Annotated in this window: 11 protein-coding genes and 1 pseudogene; 8 read left to right on the top strand and 4 right to left on the bottom strand. The window is 73.4% G+C overall.

From position 1 onward, the window contains the following. Positions 1-24: 24 nt before the first annotated feature. Positions 25-2,124: a S9 family peptidase gene (locus tag HNR70_RS01900; RefSeq protein ID WP_184324167.1), complete on the top strand. Its 2,100-nt coding sequence runs from the start codon at positions 25-27 to the stop codon at positions 2,122-2,124. Between the two features lie 45 nt (positions 2,125-2,169). Here HNR70_RS01900 and HNR70_RS01895 read toward each other — a convergent pair whose 3' ends face one another. Further along, complete coding sequence (locus tag HNR70_RS01895; RefSeq protein WP_184324166.1) at positions 2,170-3,729, bottom strand: SulP family inorganic anion transporter; 1,560 nt, start codon at positions 3,727-3,729, stop codon at positions 2,170-2,172. Between the two features lie 118 nt (positions 3,730-3,847). Between HNR70_RS01895 and HNR70_RS01890 the strand changes: the two genes are divergently transcribed. The 4 genes from HNR70_RS01890 to HNR70_RS01875 all read left to right on the top strand — a co-directional run bounded on the left by HNR70_RS01890 (position 3,848) and on the right by HNR70_RS01875 (position 7,549). After that, entirely contained in the window at positions 3,848-4,111 is a 264-nt protein-coding gene (locus tag HNR70_RS01890; RefSeq protein ID WP_184324165.1) for a hypothetical protein, read from the top strand. 210 nt (positions 4,112-4,321) lie between these two features. Then, positions 4,322-5,365 (top strand): ICP22 family protein, encoded by a 1,044-nt coding sequence (locus HNR70_RS01885; RefSeq protein ID WP_246375120.1) that lies wholly within the window; start codon positions 4,322-4,324, stop codon positions 5,363-5,365. Positions 5,366-5,540: 175 nt separating this feature from the next. Continuing rightward, the gene (locus HNR70_RS01880; protein WP_376768813.1) at positions 5,541-6,749 is read left to right on the top strand and encodes a calcium:cation antiporter; all 1,209 of its coding nucleotides are present in this window, start codon (positions 5,541-5,543) and stop codon (positions 6,747-6,749) included. A 50-nt stretch (positions 6,750-6,799) separates the two neighbouring features. Beyond that, on the top strand, positions 6,800-7,549 hold the full coding sequence (locus HNR70_RS01875) for a dienelactone hydrolase family protein (RefSeq protein ID WP_184324164.1): 750 nt from the start codon (positions 6,800-6,802) through the stop codon (positions 7,547-7,549). Between the two features lie 127 nt (positions 7,550-7,676). On the opposite strand, the gene HNR70_RS01870 is transcribed toward HNR70_RS01875, so the two are convergent. Next, on the bottom strand, positions 7,677-8,789 hold the full coding sequence (locus HNR70_RS01870; RefSeq protein WP_184324163.1) for a Gfo/Idh/MocA family protein: 1,113 nt from the start codon (positions 8,787-8,789) through the stop codon (positions 7,677-7,679). Between the two features lie 52 nt (positions 8,790-8,841). Further along, complete coding sequence (locus HNR70_RS01865) at positions 8,842-10,278, bottom strand: ROK family protein (protein ID WP_246375119.1); 1,437 nt, start codon at positions 10,276-10,278, stop codon at positions 8,842-8,844. Between the two features lie 128 nt (positions 10,279-10,406). Here HNR70_RS01865 and HNR70_RS15730 point away from each other — a divergent pair, with 128 nt between their 5' ends. Continuing rightward, positions 10,407-12,137: a glycoside hydrolase family 13 protein gene (locus tag HNR70_RS15730; protein WP_246375118.1), complete on the top strand. Its 1,731-nt coding sequence runs from the start codon at positions 10,407-10,409 to the stop codon at positions 12,135-12,137. A gap of 586 nt (positions 12,138-12,723) precedes the next feature. Here the strand turns inward: HNR70_RS15730 and HNR70_RS15725 are convergent. After that, a pseudogene (locus HNR70_RS15725) lies at positions 12,724-13,806 on the bottom strand (HNH endonuclease); the annotation flags it as partial. 631 nt (positions 13,807-14,437) lie between these two features. On the opposite strand from HNR70_RS15725, the gene HNR70_RS01855 reads away from it, so the two are divergent. Then, positions 14,438-14,863, top strand: a complete 426-nt coding sequence (locus HNR70_RS01855; RefSeq protein ID WP_184324161.1) for a (R)-mandelonitrile lyase — start codon at positions 14,438-14,440, stop codon at positions 14,861-14,863. A 13-nt stretch (positions 14,864-14,876) separates the two neighbouring features. Then, the gene (locus tag HNR70_RS01850; RefSeq protein ID WP_184324160.1) at positions 14,877-15,338 is read left to right on the top strand and encodes a VOC family protein; all 462 of its coding nucleotides are present in this window, start codon (positions 14,877-14,879) and stop codon (positions 15,336-15,338) included. The last annotated feature ends 47 nt before the right edge of the window (positions 15,339-15,385 follow it).

The raw sequence follows: 15,385 nt of genomic DNA, 5'->3' as shown, positions 1-15,385 counted from the left end.
GATGATCCCGGTACCGTGGCAGGGATGAGCGCCGACGACACCCTAGTCCCTGATCCCGCCCCCACCACCTCCTTCACGGACTTCGCCGACCTCGAAGGACTGCTGCGCCTCCCGCGGCTCGCCGCGATCGCGGCCGGTCCTGGCGGCCGGGCGGTCGCCCAGATCCAGCAGGCCGACGAGCACGGCGCGCGCCTGGTCTCCTCGCTGTGGGACCTCGACCCGGCCGGCGAGCGTCCCGCCCGGCGCCTCACCACCTCCGAGAAGGGCGAGAGCTCCCCGCGCTTCGCCCCCGACGGGTCGCTGCTGTTCACCTCCGCCCGGCCCGCCCCGGGCGATGCCGGCTACGAGGACCAGGCGGCCCTGTGGCGCCTGCCCGCGCACGGCGAGGCGGAGCTCGTCGCCGCCACCCCGGGCGGGCTCTCCCTTGTCGCCGTCGCGGACGACGGCACCGTGCTCGCCGCGACGGAGCTGCTGCCCGGCGGGACCCTCGAGGACGATGCCGAGCGCCGCCGCGACCGCAAGGACGCGAGGCGCACCACCATCTGGCACACGGGCATGCCGATCCGGCAGTGGGACCACCCCCTCGGCGACAGCGAGCGGCACCTGCTGCTGATCGCCCCGGACGGCGGGATCACCGACCTCACCCCGGGCGTGGGCCCCGTGCCCCTGCAGTCCGCCTCCGCCGACCTCTCGGCCGACGCCCGCACCGTCGCCGTGACCTGGACCCGCCGCGTGACGGGCGGGCAGACCCGCACCGACGTGGTCCTCATCGACACCTCGACCCTCGAGCGCCGCACGCTCCTCACGGCCGACGACGAGCACCAGTACTCCTCCCCCGTCCTCTCCCCGGACGGCACCCGGGTGGCGGTCGCCCGCACCCTGCTGCCCACCCCCGCCTCGACGAGCCTCGAACGCCTGGAGATCCACCGCCTGGACGGCGCGGCGGAGCCGGTCGTGTGCGAGCTCGGCGACCTCACCGCCGGCGACGTCGCCTGGGCGGACGAGGGCACGCTCCTGGTCGCCGGGGACCTGCACTCCTCCGGCGCGATCCTGCGGGTCGACACCGTGACCGGCCGCGCCGACACCCTCGCCTCCGGCGGCGCCTTCACCTCCCTCTCCCCCGCCCCGGGCGGCGAGGTGCTCGCCCTGCGCTCGGACGTCGGTGTCCCGCCGCGGCCCGTGCGGATCGCGGCCGACGGGACGGCTCGGGGCGCAACCGACGAGGCGGTGCGCGAGCTGCCCGCCCCCGGCGCGGTCGGCGCCCTGCCCGGCACCCTCACCTGGGTGGAGGCGGAGATCCCGCCCTTGCCCGGGAGCGCCCCGTCGGCCCATGAGGAGCCGCCGCTGCGGGTGGGCGGCTGGCTCTGCGTGCCGAACGGCGCCTCGGCCGAGGAGCCGGCGCCGGTGATGCTGTGGATCCACGGCGGCCCGCACGCCTCCTACAACGCGTGGTCCTGGCGCTGGTGCCCGTGGTTCGCCGTCGAGCGCGGCTATGCGGTGCTGATGCCGGACCCGGCGATGTCCACCGGCTACGGGGACGAGGGCCTGAACCGCGGCTGGCCCCGTCGGCCGGACGTGGTCCTGCACGAGTGCGAGACGCTGCTGGACGCGGTGCTCGAGCGCGAGGAGCTGGACGGGACGCGCACCGCGATGCTCGGGGCGTCGTTCGGCGGGTTCATGGCGAACTGGATCGCCGGGCACACCGACCGGTTCGATGCGATCGTGTCCCATGCGGGGCTGTGGGCGCTGCCCCAGCAGCACCGCACCACCGACGCCGCCGCGTGGAAGATGCGTGTGCACCGCCACGAGGACGAGGAGCCGGACTGGTACCGGGCCTACTCCCCTCACCACGAGGCCGAGGCGATCACGACCCCGATGCTGCTCAGCCACGGCGACCGCGACTACCGCGTCCCGATCTCGGAGGCGCTGCGGATGTGGTGGGACCTGGTCTCGGCGTGGGACGGCGCCCGGGAGGACATGCCGCACCGCTTCCTGCAGCTGACCAGCGAGAACCACTGGGTCCTCACCCCATCCAATGCCGTGGTGTGGAACCGGGCGGTGCTCGCCTTCTGCGACCAGCACGTGCTCGGCGGGCCGAGCGCGGACGACGCGATCAGCTGGTGACCTGCGGGGGCGCGCTGAACGTCCCGGGTCAGTTCAGCGTCCCCGTCAGTTCAGCGTCCCCGTCAGCCGGCCGTGGAAGTCGCTCGAGCGCGCATCGAGCCCGGTGAAGACGACCTCGAGGTCGTGCGCGGCGTACTTCGCCTGGACCGCGTCGAGCGCCGCGACGGTCGAGGCGTCCCAGACCTGGGCGGCCGAGAGGTCCACGGTCACTGCACATCCCGGTGCGGCGTCTACTGCGTCAGCTGAGTAGTCGAACTGCTCGACGAGGTCGTTGCTGCTGCCGAAGAACAGCGGGCCGCGCACCGCGTAGCGCACCGCGCCGCGTGCCCCGTCGGCCGCGCCGGACCCGTCGGCCGCGCCAACCCCATCAGCCGCGCCCGCCGGCACGACCTCGCGCCGCACCTGCGTGACGTGCGCGACCCGGCGTGCGAACAGCACCATCGCGAGCACCGTCCCGGCGGCGACGCCGACGGCGAGGTTGTGGGTGGCGACGACGACCACGACGGTCGTGAGCATCACGAGCGTCTCGGACAGCGGCATGCGGCGCAGGGTGGAGGGGCGCACGCTGCGCAGGTCCAGCGTCGAGACCGCGACGACCATCATGACCGCGGCGAGCGCCGCCATCGGGATCTGCTCCATGAGCCCGGACAGCGACGTGACCAGCACCAGCAGCAGCACCCCGGCGACCAGCGTGGAGATCCGGGTGCGGGCCCCGCCGAGCTTCACGTTCATGACCGTCTGGCCGATCATGGCGCAGCCGGCGATCCCACCCCAGAGCCCGGCGAGGATGTTCGCGACCCCCAGTCCCCAGGACTCGCGGGACTTCGAGGAGCGGGTCTCGGTGAGATCGTCGACGAGCTTCGCCGTCAGCAGCGTCTCCATGAGTCCGACGAACGCGACGCTCAGCGCTGTGGGGAGGATGAGGCGCAGGGTCTCGAGCGTCAGCGGCACCTCGAGCGGGGTGATGCCGGGCAGCCCGCCGGAGACCTCGCCCTGGTCCCCGACGGTCGGGACGCTGAGGTGCGCGATCATCGCGATGGCTGTGACCAGCACGATCGCGACCAGCGGGGCGGGCACGGCCTTCGTGAACCGGGGCAGGACGAGCACCACCACGAGGGTGAGCGCGAACAGCGGGTACACCGCGGCCGGCACATCGAGGACGTGCTGGAGCTGCGCGGTGAAGATGAGTATGCCGAGCGCGTTGACGAAGCCGATCATCACAGAGCGCGGGATGAAGCGCATCATCCGCGCGAGCCCGGCGAGGCCGAAGCCGATCTGGATGAGCCCCGCGAGGAGCACGGTGGGCAGCAGGTACTGGGTCCCGTGGGTGTGCACGAGCGGCGCGACCACGAGCGCGACCGCGCCCGCGGCGGCGGTGATCATCGCGGGCCGTCCGCCGAGGAAGGTCATGGAGACCGCGAGCACCACCGAGGCGATGAGGCTGACCTTCGGGTCCACCCCCGCGATCACGGAGAAGGAGATCACCTCGGGGATGAGCGCGAGGGTGGTGACGGCGCCGGCGAGCACCTCGGTGGTCAGCAGGCGCGGGCTGCGCAGCGCCTCGCGCACGGTGGGCGTGGCGGTGGGGGCAGGGGTCGCGGTCACCCCGGGAGGGTACCGGCGCGGTGTCCGGGGCCGCTCCGCCGCGGGCTACGCTGGACACCCCGCCCGACACCCCGCCCGCTCGCACCCGCTCCCGGGCACGCCCACCGACAGAGGCTCCATGACCGACCGTCCCCGCCGCCGCTTCGACGCCACCTGGCTGCCCTTCGGGATGATGCTCGGCTTCACCGTGGGCATCGGCGTGGGCCTGACGGCCTTCGACAACCTGCTGCTCGGCGCGCTCGTGGGCTTCGCCGTCGGTACCGCGCTCGGCATCGCCCTGGGCTTCCGGGGAGGTCGCGGCAGCTCGGTCCGGGACGAGGACGCGGAGGACGACGAGTACCGCCGACGCCACGGCGATCCCGGCCCCGGCGGTCCCCGCTGATCCCCTCCTCCCCCAGCTCCCACCAACTCCCCCAGCCGGAGAAATCGCTCCGACCAGGGATGATGGCCGGGCACACAGAATCTCCACACGCTTGTCACAGCGGTTTCATGGGTGGGACTTGACCATTCCTTGACCCATTTGGCAGGTTGTGACGCGGGCCATGACACCCCGGTCCACGACGGCGGGACCCGCCGCCCCGGGGCGACCAGGATGGGGGATCCTCTCATAACCGCACGGAAGAGCAGCAGTACCAGCACGACGAGCACGACCGAGACGACCTGCACGACGAGCACCACCGCGGGCCTCGCCCGGCGGCTGCGCACCGGCATGGCCCTGGCCGCCGGCGCCGCGCTGCTGGGGCTGAGCGCCTGCGGCGCCGCCGACACCGGGGCCGAGACCCCGTCGGCGGGCGGGAGCAGCGCGCAGGAGCAGACCACGGCCCCCTCCGCGGGGGCCGAGGAGTCGGCCGACGGGTCCGACGAGGACACCGGGTCCGCGGAGGACTCCGGGTCCGCGACGGATGGCGAGGCCGACGAGCAGGACGGCGCAGGGGCCGATGAGGGTGCGGGAGACGAGGGCGACGGGCAGGATTCGGGTGCATCGGGGGATCGCACCCGGATCCTGCTGGTCACCGACCTCGGCATCACCGAGGAGGAGGACACGACCGGCGACGGTCCGATCGTCCTCGAGAACGACCGGCTCGCAGCGCTGCTCGGCGACCCCTTCGGGTCGACCGTCGAGTGCGCTGAGCCACTGACCCTCGAGACCGGCAGCACCTCCGGGTGCGTGGGGCCGACGAGCCTGGACGACACCGCCCCGACCCGGGAGTGGGTCGCGAGCGCCGTCTACGTCCCGCACGAGGACGGCTTCGAGCACGGCTACCGCAGCGCGGTGCTGTTCTCCACCGGTGTGGAGCTGCCCGCGGGGGCGAGCGCACTGACCCAGGGCAACGTCTCCCTGACGGGCGTCGGCATGGGCTCGATGTTCGGCGCGGAGCCGTTGAGCGCCGAGGAGCTCGAGGAGGCCACCTTCCAGACGCTCACCTCCGACAACGCCTACGTGCCGGTCGCCGACATGGCCGACTGGACGGGCGTGACCTGCGAGGACGGCATGGACTTCGACGACTTCGCGACCGTGGACTGCACCGCGGAGCTCGCCGACGGCGGCTACTGGCAGCTGAAAGTCGCCCCGGGCACCTTCGCGGACAACGACCAGGGTCTCCTGGTGGGGATCGGCAGCCCCGGCGACCTCTGAGCCGCGCACTCCTCACCATCGCGCACCGCGCCGGGGTCAGGTCCCACACCAGGACCTGACCCCGGCGCCGCCGTGTGGCTACCCTGGGCAGTGCGCCCGCCGCGAGAGGCCGGCGCCCCGGCCGGGACGACCCGGCCCGCGGACGCACGACGGGGACGGCCTCGCAGGAGAGACCGTGACCCCGACCCCCGCCCCGCAGCGCACGACTGAGCCGAAGCGCACCCCCGCCCGCGAGGTCCTGCGCACTGTCCTGGACCGCGGCGCCCTCGCCCGCCTCGCCGTCGGCTGGGCCGGCGTCGTCGCGCTCGCCCTGCTCCCCCCGGTCCCGGCCGCGCCCCCGTCGGCCGCGATCGCCCTGGTGCTCGCCGCAATCGTCGCGGTGATCGTGCTCGCCGCGGGCGGCGTCGTCGCCCAGGCCGAGGCGCTCGCCCACCGGCTCGGCGACCCCTACGGCACCCTCGTGCTCACCCTGTCGATCGTGGTGATCGAGGTGGTGCTCATCGCCGCGGTGATGCTCGGCCCGGGCGACCACGCGACCATCGCCCGCGACTCCGTGATGGCCGTGTCGATGATCATCCTGAACCTCGCCCTCGGCGCCTGCCTGCTGCTGGGCGGGATCCGCCACGGCGACATGGCCCCGCACCGCGTCGGCGCCTCGACCTACATCGTGCTGCTCATCGCGCTCGCAGCCATGTGCTTCGCGCTGCCCGGCCTGCTCGGCGAGGGCGGCGCCTTCACCGGGCCCCAGGCGATCGTCATCGCGCTCGCGACCGTGCTGCTCTACGCCTTCTTCCTGTGGCGCCAGACCGGCGCCCAGGCACAGGACTTCCAGGAGGTCGAGCCCCCGTCGGCCGCCGCCCTCCCGAGCGACGGCCCCGCCGAAGCGGACTCCCCTGCCCCGACCCCGCTGCGCGAGACCCTCTCCCGCCATCGCACCGAGCTGCTCGTGCGGGTCGCGGTGCTCGTCGCGACCGTGCTGCCGATCGTGCTGCTCTCCCACGACATGGCGGGGCTGCTCGACGAGGACCTCGCCCGGCTCGGGGCGCCGGTGGCGCTGTCCGGCCTGCTCATCGCGATGATCGTGTTCACCCCCGAGACCCTCACCGCACTGCGCGCCGCGTCGTCCGGCGAGATCCAGCGCGTGGTGAACCTGTGCCACGGCGCACTGGTGTCCACCCTGGCGCTGACGATCCCGACCGTGCTCGTGATCGGCCTGGTCACCGGGTCCCCCGTGGTCCTCGCCGAATCGCCGGTGAACCTGCTGCTGCTCGGGGTGACCCTCGCCGTCTCCGCGGTCTCGGCCGCCGCGCCGCGCGTCACCGCCGTCCACGGCGCCGTTCACCTGCTGCTCTTCGCGGTGTACGCGATGGCGCTGTTCGCCTGACCTCGCCGGGTCACCATCCCCTCGCAGGCCCCTCGCGGTAGGGTCCAGGCGTGAGTGCGACGATGCTTCCGATCCCGACCGACGCCGGCGACCTGCCCGGGATGCTCTGGCTCCCGGAGAACCTCGAGGAGCCGGTGCCCGGCCTCGTGGTCCTGCAGGAGATCTTCGGCCTGTCCGCCTACATGCAGCAGCGCTGCGCGGACCTCGCGGCGCTGGGCTGCGCGGTGCTGGCCCCGCAGCTGTTCGCGCGCCTGGACCCGCCGGTGGTGGGCATCGAGGACGGCGAGGAGCTCGGGCCCTGGCTGCAGGAGGGCATGGACCTCACCCAGCGCCTGCCCTGGGACCGCGCGGAGGCCGACGCGATCGCCGCGCTCGGCGCCCTGCGCGCCCACGGCGCGGTGGACGAGGAGCGGGTCGGGCTCGTGGGCTTCTGCTACGGCGGCGGGCTCGCGACCGCCGCGGCGGCGTCGGCGGCAGAGGAGGAACGGCCCCCGTCGGTGCTGGTGAGCTACTACGGCTCCGCCCTGCCGACGCTGCTGGACCGCGCGGCGCTCGTCGAGGTGCCGAGCCTGCACCACTTCGGCACCGAGGACGCTTTCATCCCGATGGATCAGGTGGAGCAGATCCGCGACGCGGTCACCGCCTCCGGCACTCGCGAGCAGGTCCGCTTCATGCTTCACGAGGGCGCAGGCCACGCCTTCGACAACCCGCACCCTGGACTCCACCACGCCGCGGCTGCGGAGGCGGCCTGGCAGCAGACCGTCGGCTTCCTCGCCGAGACGCTGCTGGCCCGGGGCTGAGCCCCCGCCCCACGACGACGCGAGCGACCCCGGCACCTCGATGGTGCCGGCGACGGCGAGCACGGCGACGGCCCAGGATGCGCCGACGGCGCGGGGCGCCTGAGCCCTGCGCCGTCGGCCGACGACATCAGCCGCCGACGGCGACCTCGGCGCCCTGCGCCGCGGAGGCGTAGCAGGCGTCGACGACGCGGGCGCGGCGGAGAGCCAGCGAGCCGTCGTGGGCGGCCCAGTCGTCCCCGCGGACCGCGCGGAGGAAGTCCGCGACGGCGCCGGCGTGGCGACCGTCGGGCCCGGCCACGGGCCGCAGCTCGGCGGGGATGCCGGCGACCTCGGTCCACACCTCGAGCCTGCGGTGGTCGTTGGTCGGGTCGCCGCCCCACTCGATGGTGGCGCCGCCGTCGGAGCCGTAGAGGGTGACGTAGCAGAGGTCGTGCGGGATCCACTGGGCCCAGCTGGACTCGAGCAGCAGGGTGCCGCCGCCGTCCAGGCGCAGGAATGCGGTGGCGAGGTCCTCGACCTCGAAGGGCACGCCTTCCTCGAGCTGGGAGACGCCGAAGCCGGAGCCGCCGCGTCCCAGCGGCCCGAACTCGGCGTGGGTGGAGGCCGAGGCGGCGGTGACCTCGGGCTCGCCCATGAGGTGCAGGGACATGTCGAGCATGTGGATGCCGATGTCCATGAGCGCGCCGCCGCCGGAGCTCTGGGCTTTGGTGAACCAGGTGCCGAGGCCCGGGATGCCCTGGCGGCGCACCCAGCCGGCCTTGGCGTAGTAGAGCTTGCCGAGCACGCCGGAGTCGACGACCTGCTTCAGCGCCGTGACGTCACCGCGGCGGCGGTGGTTGAAGGACACGTCGAGCACACGGCCGGCGCGTCGGGCGGCCTCGACCATGGTCGCGGCGGTCTCGCCGTTCTCGGCCATCGGCTTCTCGGTGAGGACGTGGAGCCCGGCGTCGAGGGCGTGGATCGCCATCGGGGCGTGGAGGAAGGTGGGGGTGGCGATGGAGACGACGTCGAGCTCGGCCTCGGCGATCATCTGCTTCCAGTCGCGGTAGCGGCCGGGGATGTCGTGCGCGTCGCCGTGCTCGGCGAGCAGGTGCTCCTCCATGGCGGAGACGGCGACGAGGTCGACGGTGGGGTCGGCGGCGTAGGCGGCGACGTGCTGCTGGCCGGCCCAGCCGAGGCCGATCACGCCGGCGCGGAGCTTCCGGGTGGGGGCATCGGGGATGGGGGCGGTGGTGGTCATGGGGGTCCTTCCGGGGGTGGGGTCGTCGGGATCGGGTGTCAGGAGTCGGGTGTCAGGCGTCGGGCATGAGCAGGTCGAGCGGGGCCTCGCGCACGCGGGCGAGGGCGAGCTCGGTCGCGCCGCGGACCACGACATCGCGGCCGTCGGTGCTTGCGACGAGCTGCGGGAACGGGGCGGTGGCGACCTCGGGCAGCAGCTCCCGGGAGCGCTCGAGGAGGGGGCCGATGGACTCGGCGATGGCGCCGGCGACCACGACCCGCTCGGCCCCGAGGAGGCTCGCGAGGATCCCGGCGATGCGGGCCAGGCGCAGGGCGAGCCGCTCGCGGACGGCGCGGGCGAGCGGGTCGCCCCGCTCGGCGGCCTCGAGCACTGTGACAGCCGTGAGCTCCTCGGCCGGGACGGCGGCGAGCAGCGGGGCGTCCTGGCCGGCGGAGAGGCCCTCGAGGGCCCAGCGCCGGGCGAGGGCGGCGACGCCGTCGGCCCCGCGGGAGTCGTCGAGCACGTCGTCGAGGAAGCGCATCTCGCCGGCGCCGCCGTCGGCCCCACGCAGGAGTCGGCCGTCGATGACGAGCCCGGCGCCGAAGCGCTCGCCCATGAGCAGGGCCGCGAGGTGCTGGGTGTCGCCGCGCTCGGCGAGGGCCGCGAGGGCGGCGAGGTTCGCGTCGTTCTCGACGATCACCCGGCCCGCGGCGGGTTGACCTGCGAGGTCGTCGCCCGCGAGCGCGTCGACGAGGTCGGGGTTCATGGTGGTCCAGAAGTCGTTGCCGCCGACGGGCGAGCGGCCGTCGGCGCGAACGGGCGCGGGGACGCCGACGACGGTGAGCAGCGGGGTGCGGGTTGCGCCGGCCGACGTCGCGTCGGCGGCCATCGCCTCAGCGGGAGCCCCGTCGGCGGGAGCCCCGTTGGTGGGAGCCCTGTCGGCCGACGTGGCCTCCCGCGCGACCCGCGCGATGAGCGCGCGCAGCTGCGCGATGCGCGACTCCGCGGCCGACGGGCGCGCCGGCGCCGTCACCCCCGTCGGCCCCGTCGGCCCCACGGGATCCGCCGGCTCGATCGCGCTCGCGAGCTCGCGCCCGCGCAGGTCGACGGTCCGGGCGCGCAGAGTGTGCTGGCCGGCGTCGATCCCGACGAGGACCGCGGCGTCCGCGCGCAGGGCGAAGCGTCGGGCGGGGCGTCCGCGGGAGGCGGAGCGCCCCGATCGCTCGCCCGCCGTCGCCCCCGCGCCCGCCGCAATAGCCGCGCCTGTCGCACGTGCCGCGCCTGCCGCGCCTGCCGCGCCTGCCGCGCCTGCCGCGAGCGAGGTGAGCAGCCCCGCCTGCTCGAGCTCGGCACTGACCCCGAGGACGGTCGCCCGGGTGAGGCCGGTCGCGGCCATCGCGTCGGCCGCGGTGAAGGACGGGACCGTCAAGGCGTGCTGGAGCAGGATCTGCCGGTTCGCCCGCCGCATCATCTGCGGCGAGCTCGCGCCTCGCTCCAGCTCGGTTGACATGGTCGGAACCCCGACTCCTATACTTTCGATAGACCATAAATATAATGCCTGATGTGTCCGGCGTCGCACAGCATCGTCGCACTGTCCGGACCCGCTCGCACCCCACTCCCTCGGAGGTCTCTCCCTTCATGACCACGGTTTCCCAGATCAGCCCCGCCATCGATCCCACGACACAGGGCGCCGCCCTGAGCGACGACGCGAACTGGTGGCGCCAGGCGTCCGTCTACCAGATCTACCCGCGCTCCTTCGCGGACGGCAACGGCGACGGCATCGGCGACCTGCGCGGCATCATCTCCCGCGTCCCCTACCTCGCGAAGCTCGGCGTGGACGCGGTGTGGCTGAGCCCGTTCTACCCCTCGGCCCTGGCCGACGGCGGCTACGACGTGGACGACTACCGCGACGTGGATCCGAAGATCGGCACGCTCGAGGAGTTCGACGAGATGGTCGCGGCGCTGCACGGCGCGGGCATCCGCCTGATCGTGGACGTGGTGCCGAACCACTCCTCGGATCGTCACGTGTGGTTCCAGGAGGCGCTCGCCTCGCCGAAGGGCTCCAACGCGCGAGAGCGCTACATCTTCCGCGACGGCCGCGGGGAGAACGGCGAGGAGCCGCCGGCGGACTGGACCTCGATCTTCTCGGGCCCGGCGTGGACCCGAGTCGAGGACGGCCAGTGGTACCTGCACTCCTTCGCGACCGAGCAGCCGGACTTCAACTGGAAGCACCCCGAGGTGCACGAGGAGTTCCTGAAGACCCTCGCGTTCTGGTCGGACCGCGGCGTGGACGGGTTCCGCATCGACGTGGCGCACGGCCTGGCGAAGGACCTGCCGGAGGAGCTGCCCTCGAAGGCGGAGCTGAAGGCGATGCCGAAGGATGGCACCCATCCGCTGTGGGACCGCGACGACGTGCACGACATCTACGCCGAGTGGCGCGAGCTGTTCGACCGCTACGACCCGCCGCGCATCGCGGTGGCCGAGGCGTGGGTGGAGACCCCGGAGCGTCGGGCGAAGTACGCGAGCCCGAAGGGGCTGGGCCAGGCGTTCAACTTCGATCTCATGGAGGCAGACTTCGACGCCGAGCACTTCCGCGAGATCGTCACCGACAACCTCGCCCAGTCGGCCGTGACCGGGTCGTCCACGACCTGGGTGTTCTCGAACCATGACGGGGTGCGCCATGCGACCCGGTACGGGCTGCCGCCGCGCGAGGGCCGCCCGTTCAAGCAGGGTGCGGACTGGGTGCTCGCGGGCGGTCCGGAGGACGGCATCGACAAGGAGCTGGGTCTGCGCCGGGCGCGGGCGGCGACGATGTTCGAGCTTGCCCTGCCGGGCAGCGCGTACCTGTACCAGGGCGAGGAGCTGGGCCTGCAGGAGGTCGCGGAGATCCCGGACGAGCAGCGTCAGGATCCGGCGTTCTGGCGGACCACTGCCGAGGACCGCGGCTGGGACGGCCTGGGCCGTGACGGCTGCCGTGTGCCGCTGCCGTGGACGCGCGAAGGCTCCTCATTCGGGTTCGGCGAGGGCGTGGCGCATCTGCCGCAGCCGGCCTGGTTCGCGGACTACGCGGTCGAGGTCGAGGACGGCGTGGAGGGCTCGACCCTGGAGATGTACCGCGAGGCGCTGCGCCTGCGTCGTGAGCTGCAGACCGAGGAGACCCTGACCTGGGACGAGGAGCTGTCCAGCGGCGACGTGCTCGCGTTCGAGCGTCCGGGCGGGTGGCTGAGCGTCACGAACTTCGGAGCCGAGCCCGTCGCACTGCCGGCAGGTGAGGTGCTGATCGCGAGCGGTCCGCTGGACGCCGACACCGAGGGCGCGGTCCAGCTGCCGGGAGCCACCACCGTGTGGCTGCGGCGCGCAGGGGCCTGAACCTCCGGGCATCGCAGGCGCCGCTCCCCGACCGGAGGGAGCGCCTGATCATCGAGGACGCCTCGGCCATCGCCTGCATGGGCGGAGGGCCGGGGCGTTCTCGGTCTCGGGGATCGGCTGGGGCGGCGTCGGCCGGGATGCGGACCGTGATGCCGGTGTCGTGCCCGGCTGAGGTACACGCGGCGACGTCAGGCGAACCGCCGGTCGCAGCATCGGGACTCGACGGTTCAGCAGAGCCGTCGTCGACGTGCTCGGCGGCGTCGGTTCGCGCGTCGCCGAAGGCATCGGCCGCGATCCTGTCGTCCTCCGCGGTCGGAGCGGTGGCAACGAGAGCGTCCATGTCGGAGGCGACATCCGCGGGAGCGTCGGCCGGCACCTCAGCGCTGTCTCGTGCCGGGGCCGGCTCCGGCACCGCTCCGGAGTCCTCGAGGCGGGCGGGACCGACGACCACGGCGGTGCCGCCGTGGCCGGTCCACTCGACCAGGTGTCCGTCCTCAACGGGCCCGCCGACGCGCTCGACCCGCGCGAAGGCGTCCTCCTTGCGCTGGTTGCAGCCGGCACAGAGGCCCTGGCCGTTGTCGAGGCTGGTCGCGCCGCCGCGGGAGTGCGGATCGATGTGGTCGAACTGGCGCACCGGTGCGTCGCAGTAGGGCGTGCGGCACCGGGTGTCCCGCCAGAGCAGGAAGCGTTTCAGGGCTGGTGGGAACTCGCGGGCTCGGGATTCGACGGCGACCAGCTCCCCGCTGGTGGGGTGGGTGTACAGCCGCCGCAGCACGGCTCTGACCTGTGGACCGTCGGGACCATAGCGGTCCTTCTCACCGCTCGCTGGCTCGGTGAGGGCGTCGCGCAGCTCTTGCCGGATGGCCTCGACGGGGACCGGACCGTAGCCCTCGAGCTCGGCGAGGTCGCCTTCGCCAGGGTCGATCAGAGCCCGGTCGGTGACGATGACGCCGACGTCCAGCATCACCGGTTCCATCTCGTCCTCGCGTCCGAGCAGCGTGCTCACGAGCGCGTCGGCCATGAGGGCGCCGTGCCCCTCGCGCTCACCCTCGGCCCGGCGGCGCTCCGCCTCGAGCGACAGCCGCTTGTGGACCGCCTTCGCATCGACTGCGGTGAGGTGCGCGCTGAGGGTGGCCATGCCATGCTCGCCCGGGGTGAGGGAGACGTGCCGGTCCTCGCGGGCCTTCCGATGCCGACGGGCGGCGCCCTCCGCATCGACCTGGGCAGCGGCCTTCTGCACCGCGGCACGCCACTTCTTCACACCCGCGCCGTCCATCTCCGGCAGCTTCTCGTGGAGGAGCTCGTCGACCTGGCGGCGCTGAAGCGGGTCGAGCGCGCTCGCGCTGGAGGAGGTCGCGTAGGCGACCTGTGCGGTGATCTTCCCGGTGCTGAGCGCGCTGAGCGTGCGAGGCATCGACCCCACGAGGCGGCGGGCCGAGGCGAGGCTCGAGCGGGCCACCGATGGGGAGCGGCGGGTCGCGAGCGAGAGGTCCGCGGCGGTGGCCGCATCGGCCTGTCGGATGAGCTGCTCGAGGGGCGGGAGGAAGTCGTCCTCATGGGCGACCTCGTTCCGCGCGCGGTCCACGCGATCGCGGACGGAGGCCTCCGCGAGGGCGACGACAGCCCGCGCCTCGAGACCGTTCAGAGCGCTGACCGCGCCGTGGATCATGTCCAGCAGGTTCTTGTGGTCCTGGCGGGGGCGCTTCTCGACCTCGAACATCTTCTTCGGGGCGGTCGCGACGGCGACCAGGAGGTAGCCGACGTCCCCGAGCAGCTCGGCGAGCGCGGCGGGGCCCTGCTCGTGGAGCGCGGCGAGCACCTCGTCCGGAGCGGGCGGCTCCGGCGAGGTGGCCGGGGAGGTCGTCGTGGTCATGGAGCCATCCTCCCCGACACCCCTGACATTCGAAAGCCTGGTCGAGGACTGTGGATAACTTCCGGAGAATCAGTCTCGACACCCCTCCGAACCGCTCCCCATAGTTACTGCCAGGTCATACATCTGACCTGGAATCTGTGGACAACCACACTGCTCGTCCCCAACTCAGCCCTTCCCAGAATTCACGACAGAATGCCGATGTGGAGGAGCCGTCGGCCGCCCGACAGCCCAAGCCCACCGGCCCGCACGCTCGCGCGCACGCTCGCGCCCGCCCGCCCCCATGCATGCCGCCCAGCCCCCTGCGCCTACCTCGCCCGCCCACGCCCGTCGGCCCTCGCGCTCCCCGCCGACGTGTCCACACCCCTTGCCCCGACTCGCTCGGGGGTATCTGATGGAGGCACGCGACCAAGCCCCGCAGGAGGCTCCGATGGAGAAGCTGCCCGTACCCGAAACCGTCCCCGCGCCGCCCGCCTGGTTCACCGGCGGCGTGCTGATGGATCCGCTCCGCGGTCCGCGCGACGGGTCGCGGGTGGCGATGTCGCACGTGCACTTCGCGCCCGGGGCGCGCACGCACTGGCACTGGCATCCCGTCGGCCAGACGCTCCTCGGCACCGACGGCGTAGGACTCGTCGTCACACGCGCGGGCGAGGTGGTGACCCTGGAGCCGGGGCGCACCGTCTGGATCCCACCGAGGGAGGAGCACTGGCACGGTGCTCTGGTCGGCACGCTCATGGCCCACCTGGCGATCCAGGAGGCCGACGAGGACGACCAGACCGTGACCTGGCTCGAACCGGTCAGCGACGAGGAGTTCGCCCGGGCCAACGCGGTCGCCGCGACGACGGAACACTCATGATGAAGGAGCAGGGATGAGCCGCACCATCCAGATCACCTTCGACGCCCACGACCCGGCCGCCCTCGAGCGCTTCTGGACGGAGGTGCTCGGCTACGTCCTGCCTCCACCGCCGGGGGTGGAGCTCGCCGAGGGCGAGGATCCGATGGAGGCATGGGGAGCGTTCCTCGCCGAGCGCGGCCTGCCCGAGTCGGAGCGCAACTCCGCCGCGGCGATCGAGGATCCGGACGGCGTCGGGCCGCGACTGTTCTTCCAGCGGGTGCCGGAGGACAAGGTCGCCAAGAACCGCGTGCACCTCGATGTGCGCGCGTCGCCCGGGCTCGAGGGGCAGGAGCGGATGGACGCGCTGCAGGCCCGCGCCGACGAGCTGGTGCAGCTCGGGGCGACCCAGCTCGAGCGCCACGAGCCGGCACCGCCGATGAGCTTCGGGTTCGTGGTCATGGCCGATCCGGAGGGCAACGAGTTCTGCCTGGACTAGCTCCTCGCAGCACGGGTTCCTCGCCACCCCTCCCCTGCCTCGCACAG

The sequence above is a fragment of the Brachybacterium aquaticum genome (genome assembly GCF_014204755.1).
GTDB lineage: Bacteria > Actinomycetota > Actinomycetes > Actinomycetales > Dermabacteraceae > Brachybacterium > Brachybacterium aquaticum.
This window is presented reverse-complemented; position numbering and strand designations above follow the sequence as displayed.